The sequence below is a fragment of the Paraflavitalea sp. CAU 1676 genome (assembly GCF_029223285.1).
Lineage (GTDB): Bacteria > Bacteroidota > Bacteroidia > Chitinophagales > Chitinophagaceae > Paraflavitalea.
In genome coordinates this window covers 342,163-365,289 of the sequence record NZ_JARHUJ010000007.1, presented here as the reverse complement: position 1 = coordinate 365,289, position 23,127 = coordinate 342,163, and the positions used below count along the sequence as shown (strand labels likewise).

15 protein-coding genes are annotated in these 23,127 nt (G+C 48.2%); 9 read left to right on the top strand and 6 right to left on the bottom strand.

Annotated features, from left to right (window positions below):
• Positions 1 to 5: 5 nt before the first annotated feature.
• The 4 genes from P2H89_RS23875 to gap all read right to left on the bottom strand — a co-directional run bounded on the left by P2H89_RS23875 (position 6) and on the right by gap (position 4,055).
• Positions 6 to 1,127 carry a FecR family protein gene (locus tag P2H89_RS23875; RefSeq protein ID WP_275831694.1) on the bottom strand — a complete coding sequence of 374 codons (1,122 nt, stop codon included), beginning with the start codon at positions 1,125 to 1,127 and terminating at the stop codon, positions 6 to 8.
• A gap of 90 nt (positions 1,128 to 1,217) precedes the next feature.
• Positions 1,218 to 1,781, bottom strand: a complete 564-nt coding sequence (locus P2H89_RS23870) for a sigma-70 family RNA polymerase sigma factor (protein WP_275831692.1) — start codon at positions 1,779 to 1,781, stop codon at positions 1,218 to 1,220.
• 229 nt (positions 1,782 to 2,010) lie between these two features.
• Positions 2,011 to 3,036, bottom strand: coding sequence for a helix-turn-helix domain-containing protein (locus P2H89_RS23865; RefSeq protein ID WP_275831690.1), 1,026 nt, complete (start codon positions 3,034 to 3,036; stop codon positions 2,011 to 2,013).
• Positions 3,037 to 3,074: 38 nt separating this feature from the next.
• Positions 3,075 to 4,055 carry a type I glyceraldehyde-3-phosphate dehydrogenase gene (gap, locus tag P2H89_RS23860; protein WP_275831688.1) on the bottom strand — a complete coding sequence of 327 codons (981 nt, stop codon included), beginning with the start codon at positions 4,053 to 4,055 and terminating at the stop codon, positions 3,075 to 3,077.
• Between the two features lie 180 nt (positions 4,056 to 4,235).
• Here gap and P2H89_RS23855 point away from each other — a divergent pair, with 180 nt between their 5' ends.
• The 7 genes from P2H89_RS23855 (at position 4,236) to P2H89_RS23825 (ending at position 18,516) form a co-directional block, all read left to right on the top strand.
• A complete protein-coding gene (locus P2H89_RS23855) occupies positions 4,236 to 4,931 on the top strand; it encodes a hypothetical protein (protein WP_275831686.1) in 696 nt (231 codons plus the stop codon).
• Between the two features lie 209 nt (positions 4,932 to 5,140).
• Positions 5,141 to 6,328 carry a M50 family metallopeptidase gene (locus P2H89_RS23850; protein WP_275831684.1) on the top strand — a complete coding sequence of 396 codons (1,188 nt, stop codon included), beginning with the start codon at positions 5,141 to 5,143 and terminating at the stop codon, positions 6,326 to 6,328.
• 706 nt (positions 6,329 to 7,034) lie between these two features.
• Positions 7,035 to 8,543: a hypothetical protein gene (locus P2H89_RS23845; RefSeq protein WP_275831682.1), complete on the top strand. Its 1,509-nt coding sequence runs from the start codon at positions 7,035 to 7,037 to the stop codon at positions 8,541 to 8,543.
• 37 nt (positions 8,544 to 8,580) lie between these two features.
• Complete coding sequence (locus P2H89_RS23840; RefSeq protein WP_275831680.1) at positions 8,581 to 13,032, top strand: hypothetical protein; 4,452 nt, start codon at positions 8,581 to 8,583, stop codon at positions 13,030 to 13,032.
• A 31-nt stretch (positions 13,033 to 13,063) separates the two neighbouring features.
• Positions 13,064 to 13,612, top strand: coding sequence for a hypothetical protein (locus P2H89_RS23835; protein ID WP_275831678.1), 549 nt, complete (start codon positions 13,064 to 13,066; stop codon positions 13,610 to 13,612).
• A gap of 13 nt (positions 13,613 to 13,625) precedes the next feature.
• Positions 13,626 to 18,008: a DUF6443 domain-containing protein gene (locus P2H89_RS23830; RefSeq protein ID WP_275831676.1), complete on the top strand. Its 4,383-nt coding sequence runs from the start codon at positions 13,626 to 13,628 to the stop codon at positions 18,006 to 18,008.
• Positions 17,992 to 18,516: a hypothetical protein gene (locus tag P2H89_RS23825; protein WP_275831674.1), complete on the top strand. Its 525-nt coding sequence runs from the start codon at positions 17,992 to 17,994 to the stop codon at positions 18,514 to 18,516. Before P2H89_RS23830 ends, P2H89_RS23825 begins: the two co-directional genes overlap by 17 nt.
• Here the strand turns inward: P2H89_RS23825 and P2H89_RS23820 are convergent.
• Positions 18,513 to 18,818 (bottom strand): hypothetical protein, encoded by a 306-nt coding sequence (locus P2H89_RS23820; protein ID WP_275831672.1) that lies wholly within the window; start codon positions 18,816 to 18,818, stop codon positions 18,513 to 18,515. The genes P2H89_RS23825 and P2H89_RS23820 overlap by 4 nt on opposite strands.
• Positions 18,819 to 18,982: 164 nt before the next feature.
• On the opposite strand from P2H89_RS23820, the gene P2H89_RS23815 reads away from it, so the two are divergent.
• A complete protein-coding gene (locus P2H89_RS23815; protein ID WP_275831670.1) occupies positions 18,983 to 19,867 on the top strand; it encodes a DUF488 domain-containing protein in 885 nt (294 codons plus the stop codon).
• Between the two features lie 128 nt (positions 19,868 to 19,995).
• On the opposite strand, the gene P2H89_RS23810 is transcribed toward P2H89_RS23815, so the two are convergent.
• Entirely contained in the window at positions 19,996 to 20,865 is an 870-nt protein-coding gene (locus tag P2H89_RS23810) for an alpha/beta hydrolase (protein WP_275831669.1), read from the bottom strand.
• Between the two features lie 286 nt (positions 20,866 to 21,151).
• On the opposite strand from P2H89_RS23810, the gene P2H89_RS23805 reads away from it, so the two are divergent.
• On the top strand, positions 21,152 to 23,086 hold the full coding sequence (locus P2H89_RS23805) for an IPT/TIG domain-containing protein (RefSeq protein WP_275831666.1): 1,935 nt from the start codon (positions 21,152 to 21,154) through the stop codon (positions 23,084 to 23,086).
• The last annotated feature ends 41 nt before the right edge of the window (positions 23,087 to 23,127 follow it).

Sequence of the window (23,127 nt, the reverse complement as noted above, 5' to 3'; positions counted from 1 at the left end):
TGGCGTTATTTACATCCTTCTCCGGTTATGGTGATACCCTTGTCGCTCAGGGTATAGGACGCATTGATGGTTTGCGTAATGACAGCCAGTTTCTCTTCGAGCTTTTCGTTGCCCAATGATATGTTGATAAAGCAATGCTCAAAGGTTTTGCGATCGTAGTGCACGGGCAGGTCGTACATGGCTTCGAGGGTGCTGAACACCGAATCGATCGGTGCATCTTCGAAATGGTATTCCTGCCGGCTGTCGGTTGCCAGGTCGATGCTGGCGGTGGACGTATAGGATGAGGTATGTAAAGACTTTGACTGCGTGGAGAAGGTGCAAGACTGTTTGGGCAATAGGATATTCGAGGCGGCCTGTTCGGTATTCTGTCCCTTGAGGTACACGGATACCTTACCTGTTTTCACGAACACTGCTTCCTTATTGCCCGAGCTGATGACGCGGAAACTGGTGCCCAGTACTTTCACCACCATCTTATTTGTATAGATATAGAAAGGCTTAGCGGGGTTCTTAGCCACATCGAAGAAAGCCTCACCATTCAACACCACATCGCGTTTATCGCCATTCATCAGGCGGTTGTAGGTGATCTGCGCCCCCTTTCCCAGGGTTACTTTAGAACCGTCGGGCAGAAAGATCAGCTGGTTTCTGTCGGTACCATTGTAGCGCACCAGCTGGGGAGACGGTGTAGCAGCCTCCGTGTTGCCTGCCACAGTCGTGTTGGGCGAGCGCTTGCTGACAAGCTGCCAACCTGCAAAGCCGATGCATACGATCACCACTGCTGCCGCGGCCCAAACCCAGGGGCGGAAGCGGCCTCGTTTAAGAGGGGCGATGATGGCGGGTTGCGACCCGGTAGCCTGGGCATACTCATTGCGTTCCTCTTCCGCAATGGAAGCAGTAATCTGACTCCACAAGCCATCGGCTTTGGCAGTGGTAAATGAGGGCCCTTCGGTGGTGGCGCTTTTCAACTCCACTACAAAAGCCCTGGCTTCATTGGCCAGTGCCTGGTGTTCCTCGCTGGTGGCCATCCACCCGAGCCAGTATTCTTTGTAGATACTGTCGGGATCGAGCACCCAATCGATAAAACGGTGGTCGACGAGCAGGCCGTTGATCTTTTTTTCTTTATCCTCCATATGGTCGTGCTACATTCTATAATGTTGAGAAATGGGTTTATATACTCACTGCCTTGAAACTATTTTTTAGCAGGGGCGTGTGGCGGTGAATTACGGACGGGTGTGGTGCGAAGTATATTTGCTGCGCAAGGTTTTGAGGGCGCGGTGCAGCAGGTTGAGGACCGATTGGTAGTTCATATCCATAATGCCGGCAATGGTCTCGTACGAGAAGTTGGAGTAAAAGCGCAGGGAGATGACCTCCTGCTGGCGACGGGGCAGTTTATCCATCAGTTTTTTGAGCGTATCGCGGTTGTGGGCTTCTTCTTCGCGGGCGAGTATGTCCAGTTCAATATGGGTAACGGGCAGGTCGCCGGAGGCCAGTTGCATTTCGCTGATGCTGACGAAGGAGCGTTGGGACAGTGCTTTCAGTAGTTTATTGCGCAGGGCGCGAAACAGGTAGAAGCGTGGATCGTCGGTATCGGCGAGGTTGCTGCGGTACTTCCATAGATCGAGGAAGAGGTCGTGTATGCAATCGTTCACGATGGCAGCATCATCACATATCTTCAACCCATACGACACCAATGACTCTACGTGGCACCGGTAGATGCTTTCGAGTGCGCTGATGTCTCCATCCCTGAAACGGCGCCAGGTAGTATCGTGGCGATCGGTATTCAATCGTTGAAAGTTTAAGCCGCAAGGTATCGTGGTGCGGTTGCTTATTTAAATCAGGACCGTTAAGTCTGTATTATTTCGCCGTAGTGCGCACGGATATATTATCATAGGCAAGAGATCTGTACTGTAGCTAACAGCACGAGTGTACAAATAAATGTAAGCCAATTGCCGCCCTTAAAATTGCGCAACCGGTTGTGCGGGTCATGCAACTGTTGCATAAACCGTTCAATGTTTATTCATCGGCTTCCTGCTCCTGCTGGAGCGAAGAGCGAAAGCTGCTGCGGTAAAAGCGGGGCGTTACTTTGAGGTGGCGGAGGAAGATGCGGCGCATGGATACGAGACCACCCAGGCCGCATTTGAGGGCAATCTGCTCCAGGTTGAGGTTGGACTCGGAGAGGAAGCGGCGGGCGGTATCGATGCGCATTTTTTCGAGGTATTTGGCGGGGGTGAGGGAAGTTTCTTTGATGAATACACGGCTGAAGTTGCGTACACTCATGTTGACCTGGGCGGCCATGTCTTCCACACTGAATGGCTTGTGCAGCCGTTGCAGTAACCAGGGCTGCAGGTTCTTTACGAGATCGCTGGTGAGCTCGAGCGGGGGGAGCAGGTTGCCAAACTGCAGCTGGCTGCCGGGGCGCTTGAGGTGCAGTACCAGTTTGCGCGCCACCGTTACGGCGATATCGCGGCCAAGGTCTTCTTCTACCATGGCGAGGGCGAGGTCCATGCCGGAGGTCATACCGCCGGAGGTATAGATATTGCCATCCTTTACATAAAACGGGGTATTGTCGACCGTTATTTGCGGAAAATCCTGTTGCAGCAGATCGCAGTACTCCCAATGGGTGGTGGCGTGTTTGTTGTTGAGCAGTCCGGCCTTAGCGAGGGCAAAGGCGCCTACGCATACGGAGCCCATGCGGCGCACGGCGCGGCGGTGATCGTAGAGCCAGTCGAAGAAGGCGGGTGGCAACTCGTGCATGGTGGCGAAGGCCATGCCGCCGATGAGCAGGGTATCGACGGTGTAGTCGATATCGGAGAGCCGGGTGTGGCAAAGCAGGGGGATGCCCGAGCCGGTAACCACCTGTTTTGAACGGGTGGCAGACGCGAGGATGATCTCGTACCCGCCTGCCCCGGGGCCGAGCTGGGCTGCGGCCACTTTGGTTGCGAGAGCGAAAACATCACCCGGACCTGCCACATCGATGAGGTGGGCCGCCGGCATGGCCACCAATACGATCTTTTTACGAAGCGATTTGCCTGCTCTCATTGCTGCGATTTGCCCCAAATGTAAACCGTTCATGCGTATTATATTTTACCAACCAGCTCGGAGATGCGGTTGGAGATGCCCATTTCATTATCGTACCAGGCGACTACCTTGACGGTGCGGCCGATTGCTTTGGTGAGTTTACCATCTACGATAGAAGAGTGGGTGTTGCCGAGAATGTCGGCAGAGACGAGGGGTTCTTCGGTGTATTCGAGAATGCCTTGTAAAGGCCCTTCGGCATATTGTTTCAATAACTGGTTGATGGCATCGGCGGTGGGTGCTTTGAGCAGGTTGACGGTGATGTCGGCGATGGAGCCATCGATCACGGGCACGCGGTAGCTGTAGCCATCCATTTTGCCTTTGAGGTTGGGCAATACCTCGCCGATGGCTTTGGCGGCGCCGGTGGTGGTGGGGATGATGGAGTAGGTGGCTGCCCTGGCGCGGCGCAGGTCGCGGTGTGGGGCATCCTGCAATTGCTGATCGGCGGTGAAGGCGTGCACGGTGCTCATGAAGCCCGATTCGATGCCGAACTCCTTATCGAGTATATACAGCACGGGCGCAATGCCGCCGGTGGTACAGGAGGCGGTGGAGTATATGTTGTCGTTGCCGATGAGGTCGTTGTTAATGCCGTGTACGATGGTTTTGATACCACCGGTAGCGGGGGCGGTGATGAGTACTTTCTTCGCTCCTGCGTTGATGTGGAGCTGTGCTTTGGTGCGGTCGGTGAAGCGGCCAGTGGATTCTATGACCACATCGATGCCGAGGGAGGCCCAGGGCAATTGGGCGGGGTCTTTTTCGGAGAGGAAGCGGATGGGTTTACCGTTTACGATCAGCTGATCGGGGGTGGCGGTAACGGTGCCGGGAAATTTGCCGTGGGCGCTGTCGTACTTGAGGAGGTGGGCCAGGGTTTCCACATCTGTGAGGTCGTTGACGGCTACTACTTCTACCTCGTGCTTGTTTTGGAGGGCTCTGAGGGTCATTCTGCCTATTCTGCCAAATCCGTTGATAGCTACCTTCGTCATAGTTATTTGTTTTAGTACGCTATAAAGGTAGCCCGCCGCCAGTTGGCTGAAAGGACAAATAATATACAGATTCGGCCAAAGGGGTGGGGGAGGGCGGCCTGCAAGAAAAGCCTGTAAAAGGTTCTCCTGTACATTAAAAATGTGTATTATAGCGGCAGAAAATCGTTAACGGCAACACCAATGGGTATACTCTCACTATTTAAAAAGCTTAAAACCGGGCGGCCTCAGAGGGATCCTGCTGCTATACTTCGATTGACCCTTCAATATGTACCGGAGTACTATCGCGAAAGCCAACATTACAAGGATAGTGTAGAGTTTCTACAGCATCGGGAATGGGAATTGGCATTGGATAGCTTAATTGAGCTGGCCGATGAAAGCGGGCATTATTTTTCTGAAACCTTTTGGCTTGACCTTTCGGCATGTGCAGACACCATGAAGCTGACACAGCAGGGAGTTTATTGCAGAGAGCAGGTACTCAGGAATGAGCGGGACCTTGGCTGGGAAACTCCTAAAGGCTGGACGACTATAAAGATAGACGAAGCACAGGTTGAACATAAAATAGCCCAAATAGCAGATGATGGATGGATAAAGGAACATCACCTAAAAGACAAGGTTCATAAACTTATGAAGCGGGATGGTTTCTATCTGAAAGCCCATGGTCGTGGTGGTATTATTTATTACGTTGAAAAGGGCAGGCTTCTTGAAATAGGCTATGAGCTTTCGATGGAGTCAACTTATACCAAGTTGCTGTATTTTGATGTAGTAAAGAGCTGGACCTTTCCGGATGGAGCTCCCCTGACTGCAGACGAACGAGCCATTGTGCGGGTAAAACTTGAAGTATGGCTTAAGTTGAAGCGGATAAGGGTTGAGTGGTAGGTGTTAACCTGAATATGGTGTCTTGTTAAAAGGAAGGTGTTATTCACTATTAATTATGACAAATCTTAAGCCTGCGGACCTGACACCGGAATGCCGTTGCTGCAAGCATACGCTAAACGATATAGTATTCGGGCCTGAAATTATTGATTAGGTTCGGATCGCTGGACTGTGTGGTTTGACAGGCTAACTTAAATATTGATCTTTTGCTTATGGGATATTTTGTGATCATAATGCTGACTTTGGCTTTGTTGTTTGCTATTACAAGGCCATTTACCGTATTGTTTCATGAGCTTGGGCATGCGATACCGGCTATACTGATGACCAGAAAGTCCGTTTCTATTTATATTGGTTCCTTTGGTGACCCGAATAAGAGTTTACATTTCAGCATAGGGCTTTTAGACGTTTGGTTTAAGTACAACCCGTTTACCTGGCGACAAGGGCTTTGTGTTCCTTCTGCTGAGGAAATTTCTATCAATAGGAAAATTGTCTACACATTGACAGGACCCCTGGCATCGGTAGTGATTGCGGTAGTGGGCTGTTACCTCGCTTTTGCGCTTGACCTTCACGGATCGCTCAAACTGCTATTGGTATTTTTTGTCGGTTCATCCATCTTTGATCTGTTTGTAGATCTAATACCCATAGAGACTCCGATGGTGTTGTATGATGGGAGGCTTACTTATAATGATGGATATCAATTAAGGCGGCTATTGGCATGGAAAAGGTTCGCGGGGAAATATGAGCTGGCCGCGGAGTTATATACCCGACAGCAGTATGATAAAGCGGCAGACTCGTTTTGCGAGATGTTGGAAGGTGGATTGAAAGTTGATCATATTTACCGGTTGGCTATTAATTCTTTGCTGCAAACGAAAAGCTTTGCGCGGGCAAAAGAACTTTCAGACGAGTTCATGTTGCATGGAGATTTGGATTCAGGCGATTATGCTGCCGCGGGAGTTGCCTGTTCGCATCTTGGTCAAAAGGATAAAGCTGTTGAGTGGTATGACAAGTCTCTCGCTTTAGATCCAAACAATTATTGTTCTTTGTGCAACAAAGGGTTTAGTTTGATCTTATTCAACCAGTTCGAAGAAGCAATTCCGCTTTTCGATAAAGCGATTGAGATAGACAACACCTCTGCCCATTCGTACAGCAGCAGGGGCCTTGCAAAAATCAAGATTGGCCGGGTTGAAGAGGGGCTGGAAGACATAACCCATTCATTTAAACTTGACGGGCATAATTCATATGCTTACCGCAGCCTGGGTATTTACCATCTTGACAAAGGAGACGCTGAACATGCGCTGAACTTGTTCAAGAAGGCAAAGGAGCTTGATGATACCACTTACCTGATTGACGAGCTTATTAATGAAGCCGATAGTCAGGAGAGAAAAAGGATCAACCAATAGTGTCGGTACCTGAAAGGTGGAGGTAGGAAATAGCATTGGTTGATCCTAATCTATGGAAGTGTTCTGCCAACGAATTTGATTAGTGTTCGTCCTGCGATTCAATGTGGGCTTTTGATTTAAGGTGTAAGCTATTGATCGGTCTTGTTTGTGGCCGAGGGCAGATCAGGTGCTTTCTCGTCTGCTATTTTTGCAGCCTTCCAGGCCAGGAATAATGCGCTATTATCTTCCAGAAACCGTTTTAGCCTCTCTGCGGGAGATTTCGACAACCATATTTTTAGCTGCAACTCCTTTATGTGTTGTGGAGTATCATTCATAATGTTAATAAATCAAAGGGTTTCAAATTCAATTTGCTGATCCATTTCTTAACATACGGCCAATCCATTTGGATAGCATCCTTGTCACAATAATAGCCATCTTTAAAATGTCCAATAAATCGATCTATGGCAAAAGGACTTGCTTTATTATTTTAGAATCAATCATTTAAGGTAGGGGGGTTCTTCGCGCAGTGCCAGAAAAAAGGGGCTGCCCTCTAATAAAAAAAACTTGTCAAATGGAGAGGGGCTATTTGTCACTTTCCTATCCCGGTAACTGGGTATTCAAAAAAATATTTCACTACGCTTTAGTACACCCGAACCATTTTGTTGTTTTTATATAGATAGACGGCAAGTGTCATATTTGACCTTTGCTGCCGAGCCAAAACTTTGCCATGAGACGTACTCTATGCATGTTGCTTGCTATTGCCCTGGTGCAACAGGGGTCGCTATGGGCCCAACTACCGGTTCAGGCAGGCGGAATTGGTGCTGTCGCAGTTAGCGCCATCGGCGGCATGGCGATGACTGATGATCTTATCGGACGACGCTCTCTCCGTTCTCTTGAACGATATGTACATAAGAAAGCCACAAAAATTGGCGACCAACTCAGGCGGCAAACCGAAAAGGAGCTCAAAAAGCTTCGGCGGCTGGAGACCGGGATAACCAGGAGGCTTTGTCGTTTAGACTCTACTTACACTTTACTGGCGGGTTTCTATACAGATAGCACCTATGCTGCTTATTTGCGGCAGCCTGGCGTCGAATTGCCGGCTGCCGGTACACGGTACCTCCCCAACCTTGATTCATTACAAACGGCGCTGCAATTCCTGAATGGGCAAAAAGATAAATTCTCTGTGTCTGAAGCCGGGCAGGTTGCGGTAGCGCTGCAGCAGGTACAAGGCTTGCGCGATGAATTAGAACACGCGGAGGGCTTAATCGCATTTATGCGGCAGCGCAAAGAGATGGTACAGGGCGTAATGAATCGTTACATGCATTTACCGGAAGGGATTTCGCGGCGCTATCAAAAGCTACAGTTGGAGGCGTTTTATTATACACGGGAGGTAGAAGGCTACAGGGAATTGCTCGATGTTCCGGATAAGCTGCTTTCAGCGGCTTTGGAAAAACTGATGCAACTCCCCGCCTTTCTGCGGTTCATGGCGCAAAATTCCGAACTGGCCGGATTGTTCAGGCTGCCGGCCGGTTACGGAAGCGCCACTGTATCGGGCCTGCAAACCCGTAATGAAATACAGCAGCTAATAGAAACGCAATTGGCCGGTGCAGGCCCCAATGCCCAACAGTTATTACAGCAAAACATACAGGTTGCCCGCGGACAGTTGCAGCAAGTGAAGGAGAAGCTGGAAAAGTGGGGGATTGGTGGAGCCGATCTTGAAATGCCCAATTTCAAACCCAATACCCTACGCAGAAAGACATTCTGGAAGCGCCTGGAATATGGTGCTAATCTGCAGTCTGCCCGCTCAAATGCATTCTTTCCCACCACCACCGATATGGGCTTGTCGGCCGGTTACCGCATTAATGACAAAAGCATAGTAGGTATCGGCGCCAGTTATAAATTGGGCTGGGGTAAAGACATAAGACAAATTAAGCTGACCAATGCGGGAGCCAGTGTGCGTAGTTATCTCGATGTACGGGTAAAGGCCAGCTTTTATTTATCGGGTGGTTTTGAATACAACTATCAACCACTGGCGGATGCGCGCGGACTTACCACGCAGCAACAGCTGCAGGCAGATAGCTGGCAACATAGTGGATTGATTGGAGTGAGTAAGATCGTGGCAGTCAACCATAAATTCTTCCGGAAAACGAAGGTGCAGCTGTTGTGGGATTTTCTCAGCTATCGGCAAACGCCGCGTGCACAGGCAATAAAGTTCCGGGTGGGATATAATTTCTAATAATCCAGGAAATAATAAAATCAAAGCTCCTATACCTATGCAAGGATCAATTAGACGAAGCGGAAATGCAATAGCAACGATGCTTGTTTGTATGTGCAGTGGTGGCTGGTGTTTGGCACAACAGGATACAACGTCGCCCTATCCCAAAGTGACGATCGCATCGCCTACGGCGGCTTCATTGGGTAAGTACACCGATTTTCCGGTGAGTTATCATACGGGCGTGCCGCAGATCAGTATACCTATCTATACAGTGAAAGAAGGTCCCCTGAGCCTGCCCATCAGCCTGAGTTACCATGCCGGTGGTATTAAAGTGATGGAGCCTGCCAGTTGGGTGGGTACGGGTTGGTCGTTGCAGGCAGGCGGCATGATCAGCCGGGTGGTACGCGGGGCGCCCGATGAGGCGGGCACGACGGGCGTAGGACAGTACGGACATTTTAGTCACTATGGGTTTAGTAGTTATTTAACGCAAACACAGGCTAATATACCCTACGATCAGGGATTTGCCAACGGAGTCTATGATGGTGAACCTGATCTTTTTACGTTCAGCTTTAATGGGTATTCCGGTAAGTTCTATTTTGATGATGACCGGAAGCCGGTGCTGGTGAATGGGGAAGATCTTCGTGTCGAATATTATTATCCAAGGGATACTGCCGCCGTATATACTGCGCAGAGTGCCAATATACAGGGGTTTATTTTGACTGACGCGACTGGTACGCGATACTACTTTGGTATTACACCCGGCGGAAGTACAGTTGGTGCGGCACCTGTTGAAATGACCTACTCTTTCTCAGGCAATCCCGGTACCAGCGACCGGCTGTATTCGTCCTGGTTCCTGCACAAAATTGAATCGGCCGACCGTCTCTTTGCGATAAAACTTTCTTATGAAGCAGAAAGGTATAGCTACTACACGCTATCGATGTTTCCGGTCGATCCATCGGCAAAAAACAGTTTTCCCCTGGATTCGGCTGTAGGAACTATACCGGTCATGAACGGAAATGAGTATAAGCTGGTCAAAAATTATATGGAGGGGGTGCGTTTGAGTGGGATCAGCTTTACGAATGGCGTCATAAATTTGTCGCCCGGTAGCTTGCGTACTGATCTCGGTAACAGTTTGTACAGCAACATTAGTTATACCGACTATGCCAATACCGAAGCGAGGACGCTGGAGTCCATCTCAATTACCAATAACCAGGGTTTTTGTAAGAAGTTTCAGTTCTATTACAGTTATTTTAACTCGCCAGCCGAAAGCCTTCCGGGGTTTCTTAGTTACTATACGATCAATACCGATCGTTCACGCCTAAGACTGGATAGTCTATCCGAGCAGGCCTGTAACAACAGCCTGGCGCTACCACCTTATAAATTCGTGTATCATGGCAATAGCTTGCCCCGGCGACTTTCCTTTGGGCAGGATCATTGGGGGTATGCCAACAATGTTACCAATAATACAGGACTGGTTCCGACTTACTCGATAAATAATTTTGAAATAAAACCAGGAGCCGACAGGGATCCTGCGTGGCCGGCGATGCAGCAGGGTACCCTGCAACGCATTGTTTACCCCACAGGTGGATATACAGCCTACGTCTTTGAACCCCATAGTACCTGGATCAATTGTACCAGGTATGTTGAACAACTTCGTTACAGTTACAGTGTCGGATACGACGGGAGTAACCTGGCTACATTCCCTGGTCTTAGTTTTAGCGGTAGCTATTATCGCATAGTGCTCAATAATGCAGCCTGCCCGCCCAACACGTCGGGTTGTGCGGCCGGTGCCACGCTGGTGAGTGGAGCCACTTCGTTGCACCTCATTGGAGCTCCCGGTAACAAGATCGATACTGTATTCATGCAGATACCGGCGGGCGTATGGACGCTCAATTTGAGCCGGGCTGCTACGCAAACGGGCACCGGCGCCGGTATCAGCATTACTGAGATATCGCCGCAGCAGGTTCAGGAGAATGCAATGGTTGGCGGCCTGCGTATTAAAACGATTGTACAAAAGGAAAACCTCGCTACGGTTGATAGCATCAATACGCATTTTGAATACAGCTACAATGGTCGCTCCACCGGTATTCTCTATGGCCGTCCGGTGTATGTGCAGCTGGTTCGTAATGATGTGGTGAAAATGTTTGGTATGGCGCCGCACAATTCGCCTCATGCAACACACGACTTCCCGAATGGTTGTATGGGGCCCGAAGTGAGCGGAAACAACGTACAGAAGTATTATCGCTCGGCCGCGCCGGTATTCCCTATGTCGACTTCGCAGGGTAATCATATCGGGTACAATGAAGTTAAGGTACTGCAAAAAGGCAATGGTTATCGGTTGTATCGCTATTACGGGTCAGACCGCTGGGACCTCAACACCGACGATATTGCCTATCGGAATGTCAATCCGGGTATATGCAATCCAGCCACCCCCAACAGTCCCGCGGCACCTGCTCCATATGAATATCAGCGCGGCGAATTGAAGCAGGAATCCGTAATGTCTGAAACGGGTAGTCTTTTGCAGGACTCCTGGTATACCATTGAATTTGATAGTACCCTGGCAACGCCGGCTTACATGGTAGGATTGGTAAATGGATTTATGCTGGGTAACACCTACGAACTCCGTGGGTATCGTAAAAAGAGAACGATTGTTACATCCAACGTTTACATGCCGCAATCGGGTTTGATGCAGCAAACAACGCAAATGGTTTATCACGAGAGTCCTTACCACAATCAAACCAGCCGGAAAGTGGTGATCCGGTCTGCCGGGGATACACAAACAACAGTCATTCGTTATGCGGCAGATTTCCGGATCAGCACCTGTGATACCATCACGTCGGGTGTTATTCCATACAACAATGCCTGCAATATCTGTAACATTACTATGGCCAATACAACGACTGCCTGTAGTACAATCGGTTGTCGGTATTTGGCTTGGATCAATAATATTCTTTGTCGTGCCAGAGCCAGGCAGGCATACATTTCTAAACGTCGAAATGCATTTACGAACCCGGCAAGTGCCTACGAAACTTGTATACAGAACGCAAAAAATGCTGCCGATGTAAACCTACAACCTATTTTGCAGTTACAACAACAAGCTGCCATACTTCCCATAGAGAATGTAACCTGGAAGAACAACAGTCTGCTTGACGCGACCTATTTCTCATATGATTATATGACTTCGCCCGTGGGGCAACCATATCTTGCTAAAGGCCGAAAAATAAATCTGGCAACTCCCTCTTCAACATTTAACCAGGCTGTTACCGCTCCCAACAGAACATCAATTGTTATGGATAGCCGGTATGAGGATGATGCATCTTTGAAGCATGCGGCAGGAAACCTCGTACAAGTCACGTTGAAAGATGGCGTCAGTAATTCCTATGTCTGGGACTATCAAAATACTCTTCCGGTGGCAAAAGTGTCCAATGCAGCACCGGATCAAATTGCCTACACTTCATTTGAGACGAACAGCTATGGCGGCTGGACGCTGAATAGTGGGTCTGTTAGTGTGCCTGGTGGATTTACTGGAACAAAGTCGGTTAGCGGCGGCATCAACAAGACTGTCCAGGCTGGTAATTATCTCGTGGCTGTATGGTGTATTGGAGATGTATATGTCAATGGTCAGTTGCAAACGCAGGCGCCGGTGAAAACCCTGGGCACCTGGAAATGTTTCGAAGCAAACCTTAATAATGTTACATCGGTCAATGTAAGCGGTAGCCTCATCGATGAAGTTCGTTTGCATCCGCAAGGTGCACTCATGACCACCTTTTCTCATATGCCCTTGGTTGGCATTGTTGCTCAGGTTGAGCCTGATAACGAGGTGACGAGGTATGAATACGATGCACTGGGAAGGTTGCGAATGATTAGGAACGAAGACCAGCAGATCGTGAAGCAGATCGACTATCAATTCCAGGCACCTACACATGCCAATGCCTTATGGCAATCCAACGGAGTGGTACGCTGCAAGCCTTGTGCAGCCAATCCGGCTTTTGAAACAGGGATGTTGCAAAACCTGGAAAAGGATGTTAACCCCAATAGTAACTCGTACGATTCAGCCCGGTGGGTCGACGCTGGCATCCACAGTACATGTGATGCGGTCGTGTATTGGCAGTTCACGGCGTCCCCGACCAGGTGCAAACAGAATGGCGGGGCCAATACGGGTGAGCGGGAACGGGAACAACGGGATATGAATCCTTGCAGTCCTTCTTATAACGCCATCCGTTGGCTAGTGGTGGATACAAATACTATAGCTTGTCCATTACCGCCTCCGCCGTGTAACAGCAGCACCTGCGGTGCCAATAGTCAGAAATGTGTTGGCGGTGTTTGTGAAACCGGTGTGGAAGTGGTAGTGTCATCGGTCTATAAGAAGGTGCCGTACCAAGGTGGGCCGTTCGTATGGAAATGGGAGTGTACCCGGAGATATTGTTTTTCTGATGGCACCTCTAGTACTTATAGTTGGCTTACCTGGCACGATAGCCCCTGTTCGGTGGGTAGCTGCAATGCGGAGTGAGCATATTTAACAATGACTTAATAGGAATGAAATGAAAATCATATTGGCGATGATCATTAGTTGTATGTCTGGCATAAGTGAAGGACGTATTGTGCCAGCTGGAGCTGAAGACATATATAGTTATGCAATTGTTGATGTCGATGGAGATTCTATACAACTAGATCAGTTTCGTGGTAAAAAGATGCTTTTCGTGAATCTGGCTACCAGTAGTCCGATAGCCGCGCAGATAGGTGAGTTGCAGGTATTGCATGAGCGGTATGGCAGCAGTGTTGTGGTTATTGGCTTTCCATCCAACAGTTTTGGCCATGAGACCCGCAGCGGCCTGGGTGTAAGGGCTTATTGTGGGGCGCAATACGAGGCTGACTTTAGGCTGACGGCGGTAAGTGATGTGGCAGGTGCTGATTGCCAGCCGGTATACCAATGGTTGATGGATGCGGCTAAAAACGGGGTTACTTCAGTTACGATACAGAGTGATTTTCAGAAAGTCTTACTGAATGGCGAGGGACGTATCGTTGGCTTGTTTGCGCCTTCGGTAAGCCCGCTAGATAGTTCACTCATCAATGCCATCCTGGAAAACTAACCGCTTGCTGCTTATGAAAAACTCTATACTGCTTATTGTGGGTTGTGTGTTGGTGACGAGGGCCGCAGCACAATCGCCCCGTCCTTTACCCGCTGATTACATCAACAATGGTCGGATAAACTATATCCGCACCTGGGATGCGGTGGCGCCCGATACAAGCGCGGCAGCATTGCGCACGCGGCCGGTGAAGGATGTTAAACAAACTACAGTTTACTTTGATGGCCTTGGCCGGCCTTTGCAAACGGTGGTGAAGCGGAGAGCGCTGAATACAGATGCCGCTAACCTCATTTCTGCAGCCAGCGCTGTCGACCTGGTGACGGCGGTGGTATATGATAGTCTGGGAAGGGAAGTGGTGCAATACCTGCCATTTGCTGCGAATAACGCAGGCGGCAATGCTAGCCTGGACAATGGCGCTTTTAAGTTGAACCCATTTGTGCAGCAGGCGCAGTTTTACAATGGACAATTGGCCGGTCAGTCTAATGAAACAAATGCAGGAGGCACTACCCGCAACTGGGCTTATGGGGTATCGGTGATGGAAGCATCTCCTTTGAACCGGGTGCTGGAAGTCTTTCCTGCAGGTAACTCCTGGGTGGGAACGGCGGGACAAAGTAATGAGGCGAACCGGCGGTCGGTCAAAACAAAATATTGCCTAAATAGTATGGCCGACAGTGTACGCGACTGGACAGTAACGGATGTGGTCAATGGTTGGGGTGCTTACAGTACGAGTTCCATTTTCCCGGCTGGAGAGTTGGAGAAGAATATCTCGATAGACGAACACAGCAAACAAGTGATTGAGTACAAGAACAAGAAAGGCAAGGTGGTGCTCAGGAAAGTGCAGCTTACGGCGGCGGCCGACAATGGCAATGGGAGTGGACACAGTGGTTGGCTTTGCACGTATTATGCGTATGACGATTTTGAGAATTTACGGCTGGTGATTCAGCCCCGCGGAGTGGAGTTATTGGCCGCCAATGCCTGGAACCTGAGCTGGAACGGTAACGTAGTGCTGAGTGAGCAATGTTTCCGCTACGAGTACAACAACCGTAAGCAAAATATTCGCAGTAAGATACCGGGCGCAGGAGAGGTGTGGACGGTGTACGACCACTGGGATCGTCCGGTGTTGACGCAGGATTCCAATATGCGGGTATCTAATGCCTGGTTGTTCACCAAGTACGATGCGCTCAACAGGCCGGTCTACACCGGCAAGTATGTTAATGGTACTTATATCACACAGGCGTCGATGCAAGCCTTTTTGAATAGCCAGAACCTTGGACGGTTTGAGACATATACCCCTGCCGGGGCATTGCCGATGTACACGCTCATTCAGAGTTTTCCAGTCGTGGCCTATAGCAATGTGATCACGATAACCTATTATGATGATTATGTGTGGGCGAATGGAGTGCCGGCAGATTTTCGCAGTTTCGACAATAGTTTTAACAGCAGTTTTGCGGCGGCCAGTAATACGGCCTGGCCCTATCCGCAGGCGGTAGCGGCAACGGTCAATACCCGGGGTTTGATGACGGGGACCATCGTCAAGAATACAGATGGAGTCGAAGCATTGGTTACCACCACATTTTACGACGAGCAGAGAAGGCCGGTACAGGTAAAGGCGGAAAATGTAACCGATGGATGTGATATTACTACAACGCAATATAGCTTTAGTGGTCAGCCCCTCACGGTTGTAGTTCGCTATCAGAAAAAAGGAATCAATCCACAAACCCATACGGTGGTGACCAAAATGACCTACGACGAATTGGGCAGGCTGGTGGCTACCCGGAAGTCGATCAACAGTTCGGTCAATGGATTGGTCGTTAGTTTGCCAGAGGATACGATAGCTATTAGTCATTACAATGCACTTGGTCAACTCAAAAGGAAGGTGGTGGCGCCGGGAAAGTCGGCCACTGGTGGTGCGCTAGAGACCCTGCAATACGATTACAATGTGCGGGGCTGGATGCTGGGGGCCAACAGAACTTATGCCAAAGACACAAATAGTATAGCCAACTGGTTTGGCTTTGACCTTGCTTATAGTGACACCACCCTCTCCATCAACAATGCCGCGAATCCCTATGCGGCGGCGCAATACAACGGTAATATTACAGGCATGCTTTGGAAGAGTACGGGCGACGGGAGGGTGCGGCGTTATGATTTTGCCTACGATGCAGTGAACAGGCTTACCAATGCCGGTTTCAAACAGTTTACGGGCAATACCTTCAACCTCAACGCCGGACTGAATTTCAGTACGACCGGAATTACTTACGATGCCAATGGCAATATCATCACGATGAACCAGTGGGGGTGGAAGGCAGGTGCGAGCTTGTTGATCGATAGCCTGCTGTATACGTATTGCAATAATGGCAATAGCAACCGCCTGCAGGGCGTGTGGGACCGGGTGGACGATCCGCAGACCAGGCTGGGCGACTTCCGGAGTTCATCAACCTATATAACGGCCTTGGGTACTAAATCGGTTGGGGCGGTGGATTATACCTATGATGGGAATGGGAATCTGAAGAAAGACCGGAATAAAGATATTGGCACAGGGAGCGCAGAAGACATCGTGTACACTCACCTCAATTTACCGAAGAGCATCATTATGCGCACGGCCACGGGGGCGGTAAAGGGTACGATCAGTTATACGTACGATGCGGCAGGGAATAAAAGGCGGAAATTGGTACAGGAAACGGGAAAGCCCGACAAGACAACACTCTACCTGGGTGGGACGGTTTATGAAAATGATACGTTGCAGTTTGTGGCTCATGAAGAGGGGCGTACGCGCTATGCTCGGAAATATGGATTGAATGGAGATAGTGCTTACCGGTTTATGAATGATTATTTTCTAAGGGATCATTTGGGTAATGTGCGCATGGTGTTGACGCAGCAGCGGGATACCTCGGAATACCTTGCCTCAATGGAAATGGCGTACCGGGCAAAGGAGAATAGTTTGTTTTACAATATCCCGCAAACGGCGTTTGCCAAAACGGGCGTGCCGGGCGGGTATCCCGTAGATACGACTACTATACCCAACGACTATGTGGCGAAGTTGAATGGTAGTGGCAATAAAGTGGGGCCGGCGTTGGTGTTGAAGGTGATGAGTGGGGATAAGGTAGATGTGGCGGTAAAGTACCTGTACCGGAGCGGGGGAGTGGCGGGGTCTTATAATGATCCTGTATCGGAGATATTATCGGTCCTGGCGGGTGGTGTCGTCGGCGTGGCCGGGGAGAGTAAGGGGGCATTAGCTGCGCTCGGTAATCCAGTTAACAGCCCAATACTGGGTGCATTGACAAGTTTTCGGTCTGGCAATAACCCTGCACAGTCCTCAAAGCCAAAGGCATACCTGAATTGGATCCTGTTGGATGAGCAGTTGAAGTATGTGTCGGGGGGGAGCGGGGCTGATGCGGTAGGCGGGCCGGATGCTTTGTTGCCGTTGGCAAGGCAGGGTATTACGATGACGCGCAATGGATTTTTGTATATTTATGTAAGTAATGAAACGCAGAACTGGGATGTGTTCTTTGATAACCTGAAGGTGCGACATTATACAGGGCCGCTACTGGAAGAGACTCATTATTATCCATTTGGGCTTACGATGGCAGGAATTTCTTCGCAGGCGTATGGAAAATTGAGGAATCGGCATCTGTATAATGGAAAGGAGAAGCAGAATAAGGAGTTTAGTGATGGCGCCGGCCTGGAATGGTACGACTACGGAGCGAGGATGTATGACAATCAGATTGGGAGGTGGCATGTGCTGGATCCGTTGGCGGGGCAAATGAGGAGGCACTCTCCATATAATTATACTTTTGATAATCCTATTAGATTTATTGATCCAGACGGTAAAAAAGTTCGGCCTGCTGATGCGGAAGCATTAAAGTTGGTACGAAATACCTTGTCACCTAAGGATGCAAGAAAAATTCGTACTGATAAATATGGGTACATCACGGAGAAGTCAGTTAGTAAGGCACTTAAGAAGTCCAGTAGTGAGAATTTAAAGGATTTACATACTCTTGTAAAATCTGATAAGATTATCGATGTAAGGAGGGTTCAGGAAGGAACTTTTGCGAAGAATTCTGAAGGGAATTCAATTTTCATAGCATTTAAGGATTTCAACAAGGAAAGTGATCTAAAGCCGACTGGAGCAACCCTAATTCCTAAAGAAGATGCAATGTTTTCGGTAGGTGCCTATTCTGAAAATAAGAACATTACCGTGGTGGTAGGTGGAATAAATCCACCTGAACGGCAGATGGCTTGGGATATGGCTCATGAGTTATTTGGGCATGCGTTAGCGCAAATTCAAGGAAAGGATCCAGGACATCGGAGAGATGGTTCCAATCCAGATTTGGAAAACAGAATTCAACGGGCTGAAGAAGAGGCTGATCAAAATTTTAGCAAGCATGAAAAACGTAAGTAGTTTATTTTTTGTAGTTGCTTTTCAGTTCATGTCTATTGTAGCAAGTGGACAGGTCGAAATTGATACTGCAATCGTGACAAATTTTGCTGACGTAAATGGTGCTCATGTTCTTCAATATAAAACGTTTTTGAGTTCATTAAATAAGAGTGACTGCTATTTTAAGATTGACGGATGTCTTAAAGAAGTCGGTGTTGTATTTTCAACGGGGAATAAGTCGTGTAGTAGTTTTCAGGCAACACTACATCTAATGAAGGATCGAAATCATAGCGATTCGACGACTTTGCTGGTGTTGTTTTATTACGACGAAGGTGTGATTTTGAAAGACTATAAAGTGCTTCTGGCTAATGATAAAGCTTGTTTGGCCTCTTTTAACCGAAAAGTTAAATTGGATAAGTCGTTTTTGGCGTCCTTAAAAGTAGAGGCGAAGAAGTTAAATAGGGCATTCCCTTTGGTGCTGTTCAAAGAATGGAGTTGCAGAACAACGTCTTTATTCAGTGGGTTCGACTAAGTGAACCCTAGAAGTTTAATACCATTTTGGTCAAATGCCAGCCCGGCAGGTGAATAGATCAGGCTGGGATCAAGGAACGGAGTGATAGCGCCAGCTTCAGTCATCTTGAATACATTTTTCTGGGTCCCATCCCCTATATACAGGTTGTTATTGGCATCCGTGGTTAGCACATAGGGATCGTAAGCATCGGTAATGACAGAAGTTGTTTTGTCGGGTGCTATTTTAATGACCTTCCAATCGCTATAATCGACAACGTAGATATTGCCATTATTATCAATGGCTACATCAGATAGCAGTCCCAATACGATGGGTTTGTTGTTTTTGTCTGTGAGCGTGCTTACTGTCCATACCCAATTGTAGGTACAAGCTAAAGGCGCAATCTAATTGACAATACCAGCCAGGAAATACAAAGCGAGGTGATCAATAAAACGTGGTCAGCCCTAAAACTATGTTTTACCTTTATCGTATGTTTTACAGACGTAAGATTTTATTGGCATTGCTGGAGCTTTTCGATGGTGAATTGGATAAAGTGCGGCTTCAGACGCTGCTTTTTCTTTTTTGTCAAAAACAAGCGAAGGCTGATTATGACTTTGTACCCTATAAATATGGATGTTATTCGTATTCAGCCAATGCTGATCTAGCCACCATGGTGAAGAGGGGTATTTTGGCTGATACATTAAAAAGTTTTCAACGAGTTGACAAAACATCTTATGCCGACCTTCTGAAAACTGATGACCTGGCTTTATTGAGGCGTATAAAATCTCTTTACGGAGGTATGGATAGCAGTGGGCTTATGAAGTATACTTATCAGAACTACCCTTATTGGGCCATAAAAAGCGTTAGCGCGAAGTCGATACTTACGAATGAGGAACTTGAACTGGTAGAGCAGCAAAGACCGCTTGATTCCAATACAGTTTTGTTTACAATTGGCTACGAAGGTGGGAGTTTGGAGAATTATCTTAACCGGTTGCTAAAGAATAATGTGGCGGTTTTAGTGGACGTTCGCAATAATCCCATAAGCATGAAATTTGGATTCAGTAAGGGCCAACTGAAAAACTATTGTGAAAACTTAGACATATCGTATATGCATTTTCCGGAGGTTGGTATTGTGTCTGACAAAAGGCAAGCATTGAATACGCAGGCTGATTATGATAGATTATTTGCCGATTATAGAAAGAATAATCTGCCCTATACAGCTACCACGCAAAATCGTATTCTGCAGTTATTGCAAACCAAAAAACGAATTGCTTTAACTTGTTTTGAGGCAAATCATTGTCAATGCCATAGAAGTCACCTGGCAAATGCGATTAGCGAGTTGCCCGCGTTTAGGTATGAGGTAAAACATATTTAACCGTTGCTATGCTCAGCTGGAAAGTTCTTATTACCGGCACAGCATATCCGCTACCTTTCCGCAGAGATGACGAATTAGTATGTACGGCAGGAATTCGCCTCCATCTTTTGATAGGCTGATATGGGGGATTACTGAAGAAACCCGTTCAGGTAGTTCAAAATCGTCGCCGTCTGCATCATCAGGCTCACATGCGATTGCGCAGGAACTACGGCCAATTGCGATTTTGGCATCACCCCCATATCAGCCATAACACCCCCGCCCAACAATTTATAGGTTTTGGCCAACTCGATCTTATCCATTCCATCGTTATCTCCCGATATGATCAGTACCGGTGCAGCGATTTTCGAAATATTGGCGTCCCCAAAGTCGAACGGCTCCTGGGCCAACGCAATCATCTGCTCCAGGAACTTTGTCCATTTTGTTTTATCAGGCGCTACCGCCTCGTATCCCACCTGCATAGGAGAGTTGGCAAACAATTCAGGCTTCATGCCTTTGAAGGCTTCGCCTATTTCGGGTAGCCAACCTGTGCTTTTATGAACAGCAGAAATGATCACTAATTTGCTTACCCTCTTAGGGCTTTGTATAGCCAGCTTGTAAGCAATAGACCCGCCAAAACTATATCCAACGACATCGGCACTATCAATTTTCAGGTACTCCATTACTTTATCTACATCACTGGCCAAGGTAGCATGCTGTAGTTTCCTATCCGAATAGGGTGTATGCCCATGCCCCTGCAATTCGACAGCAATTACCTTCCTGGTTTTTGACAGCTCCGGGATCAATTGCCCCCAGTTCATATCGATCGTCATAAATGCACCATGTAGTAAGACGATAGGCTTACCCTCGCCATATACTTCGTAATATACCTTGATGCCATTAACAGGCGCATACCCGCTGTTGGAAGGTTTGATTTGTCCGGTTGACCGAAATGCTGCAAACATCATTGCCATGAGCAGTATCGATGTAAGCGGTTTACGTGTTGTATGAAGTGTTTTCATTATGCTGGTTGAATTTCAGTTTGAGTATAGTTGACCATACAAAACTAGCATTCACCGGAGGATTTGACCGGGTGTAAAAAGGACTTCGCTGGGGGTTATTTACGCCTAAAACCGGTCTATTGCTATTCTTAGCCCGGTTATAATAGTGGTTATGCTTTAACTCATCAATTACGCAGAATCACCCCGTTGTTTATGCGCTTCATACATATTCGTTTTGGCTACGCCTTGGCCTGACCTATTTTGGCCAGGCTGTCTGCATATCAGGCGGCATTCCAAATATTCAAATATGAAAAACTTGTACTTCTTCCAACTGAAGCGGACAACAATTAGCTGTATGGCCATAGGGCTGGTAGCCTCCGCTACACTCTTTGTTGGCTGCCGCAAGAATGATGGTCCGGCCCTTGCCATCACCTCTTTTACTCCACCAGAAGGCGCCGAAGGCGGCACCGTTGAGATCAACGGTATTGCCTTCAATACCGATAAGTCTAAAAACACGGTTAAGTTTCATGATGTTGTTGCGGAGGTTACAGACGCCACCGCACAAAAATTGACCGTTACCGTACCAGACGGCGCCACCACGGGCAAGATCTCCGTTACGGTGGGGGATAAGACTGTCACGACTACAACGGACTTCACCGTGGTACAGAGTGCGCCCATTATTTCTGCCCTGAGCCCCGACCGCGGTGATGTTGGTACTGAAGTTGTCATTACCGGTAAACGTTTTACGCCCGATACTAAAGTGTTTTTTGGCGGCAAGGCTGCCACGGATATCACTGTCGTTAGCAGAACGGAAGTGAAAGTTAAAGTGCCTGCAGACGCTGTGTCTGGCAAAGTGAAGGTGGTATGTGGCTCATTCGAAGCCATCAGTGCCGTTGACTTTATGCTCAAGCCAACAATCACTGCAATATCAAACTGGGCCATCGAAGAAGGGGAGGAGATTACCATCCAGGGTACCAACTTCAGCAGGGTTGCCGGTGAAAATAAAGTGAGTTTTGGCGCCGGCATTTCAAGTGAGGTGACCAATGTTTCTACTACTGAATTGAGAGCAAAAGTGCCCGAAAGCGCCACCACCGGGAAAATTAAGGTAGAAGTACGGGGGCAGGTAGCTGAATATAAGGATGAGTCGAAAGTGCTTCCTGCTCTTATCAGCTTTTCGCCCGAGAGCAGCGAAAGAGGTGCCCTGGTAACCCTTACAGGAAGGCATTTCGACCCGGCGGAATTAAGGGTGTATCTGAACGGCAGGGAGATTACGAGCTTTGAAGGAACAAATACCGCTACCAGCATCGCATTTAAAGTGCCTGCTGATGGTAAAAGCGGGAAGATCTCCGTTTACCAATATGGTTATCAGAAAGACTATTTACTGTCGTACACGGTTACAGGCAGCTGGCAGGTACTGAAAGATCGTAACCCACTAATCACCAATCTGGCTGCAGGAGTTGCCTTTAGTCACGATAACCTCATCTATTGGGGCCTTGGTAACGACAACGGTACCATGCTTGCCAACTGGCAGGTATTTAACCCTGCTTCAAACGAATGGACCAAAGGGTATCAGATCACCGATCTCGTTAAAATGAACCACGCTGCCATTGTAAACTGGTGGGGCGAGGTATACTTCGGCAACGGAGTTCGACAAAATGGAACTAAGGACGGGGCCTGGTACAGATACTACCAGCCTGATGGAGGCTACTTCGTTGGTTCTGAGATAAAATTTCCCACCAATATATCGAATAGTTGGGTAACCGCTTACGCTAATGAAATCTATGCAGGCTTTGGTACCGGGAATGGTAAGATCTACCAATTCCGCTCCGGCTCTACCTATAGGTTTTGGATGGAACTCGTTGACGTTCCGCAAACAGGGGGATGCCTGATCGACGGAACAGGTTTTGCTTATGGAGGAACGATCATCATGGGAGCCGGCTATAACACCTGCGAAAGCAAAGCGAACAATAAATTCTTCAAGACAATCCTCAGCACCAGGGAAACTACCCCCATCGCCGATCTGCCGGTAGCCGTGCAGTATTGCAATGGCTTTACCATCGCTAATAAGGCATTTGTGCTGACACAAAACGGGGATCTTTTTGAGTATGATTATAATGCCAATAAATGGAAGACCTTGGCCAGTGCAGGATTCGCCTCCAGGTATGCTGCTGTGATCGATGATAAATTATACGCTATTTCAGAAACTGGTAAAATAGCAGTGATCATACCTTCTATAAAATAACCCGTAGAAAAGTGACCTGTTCCACAGATAATATAAGCTGC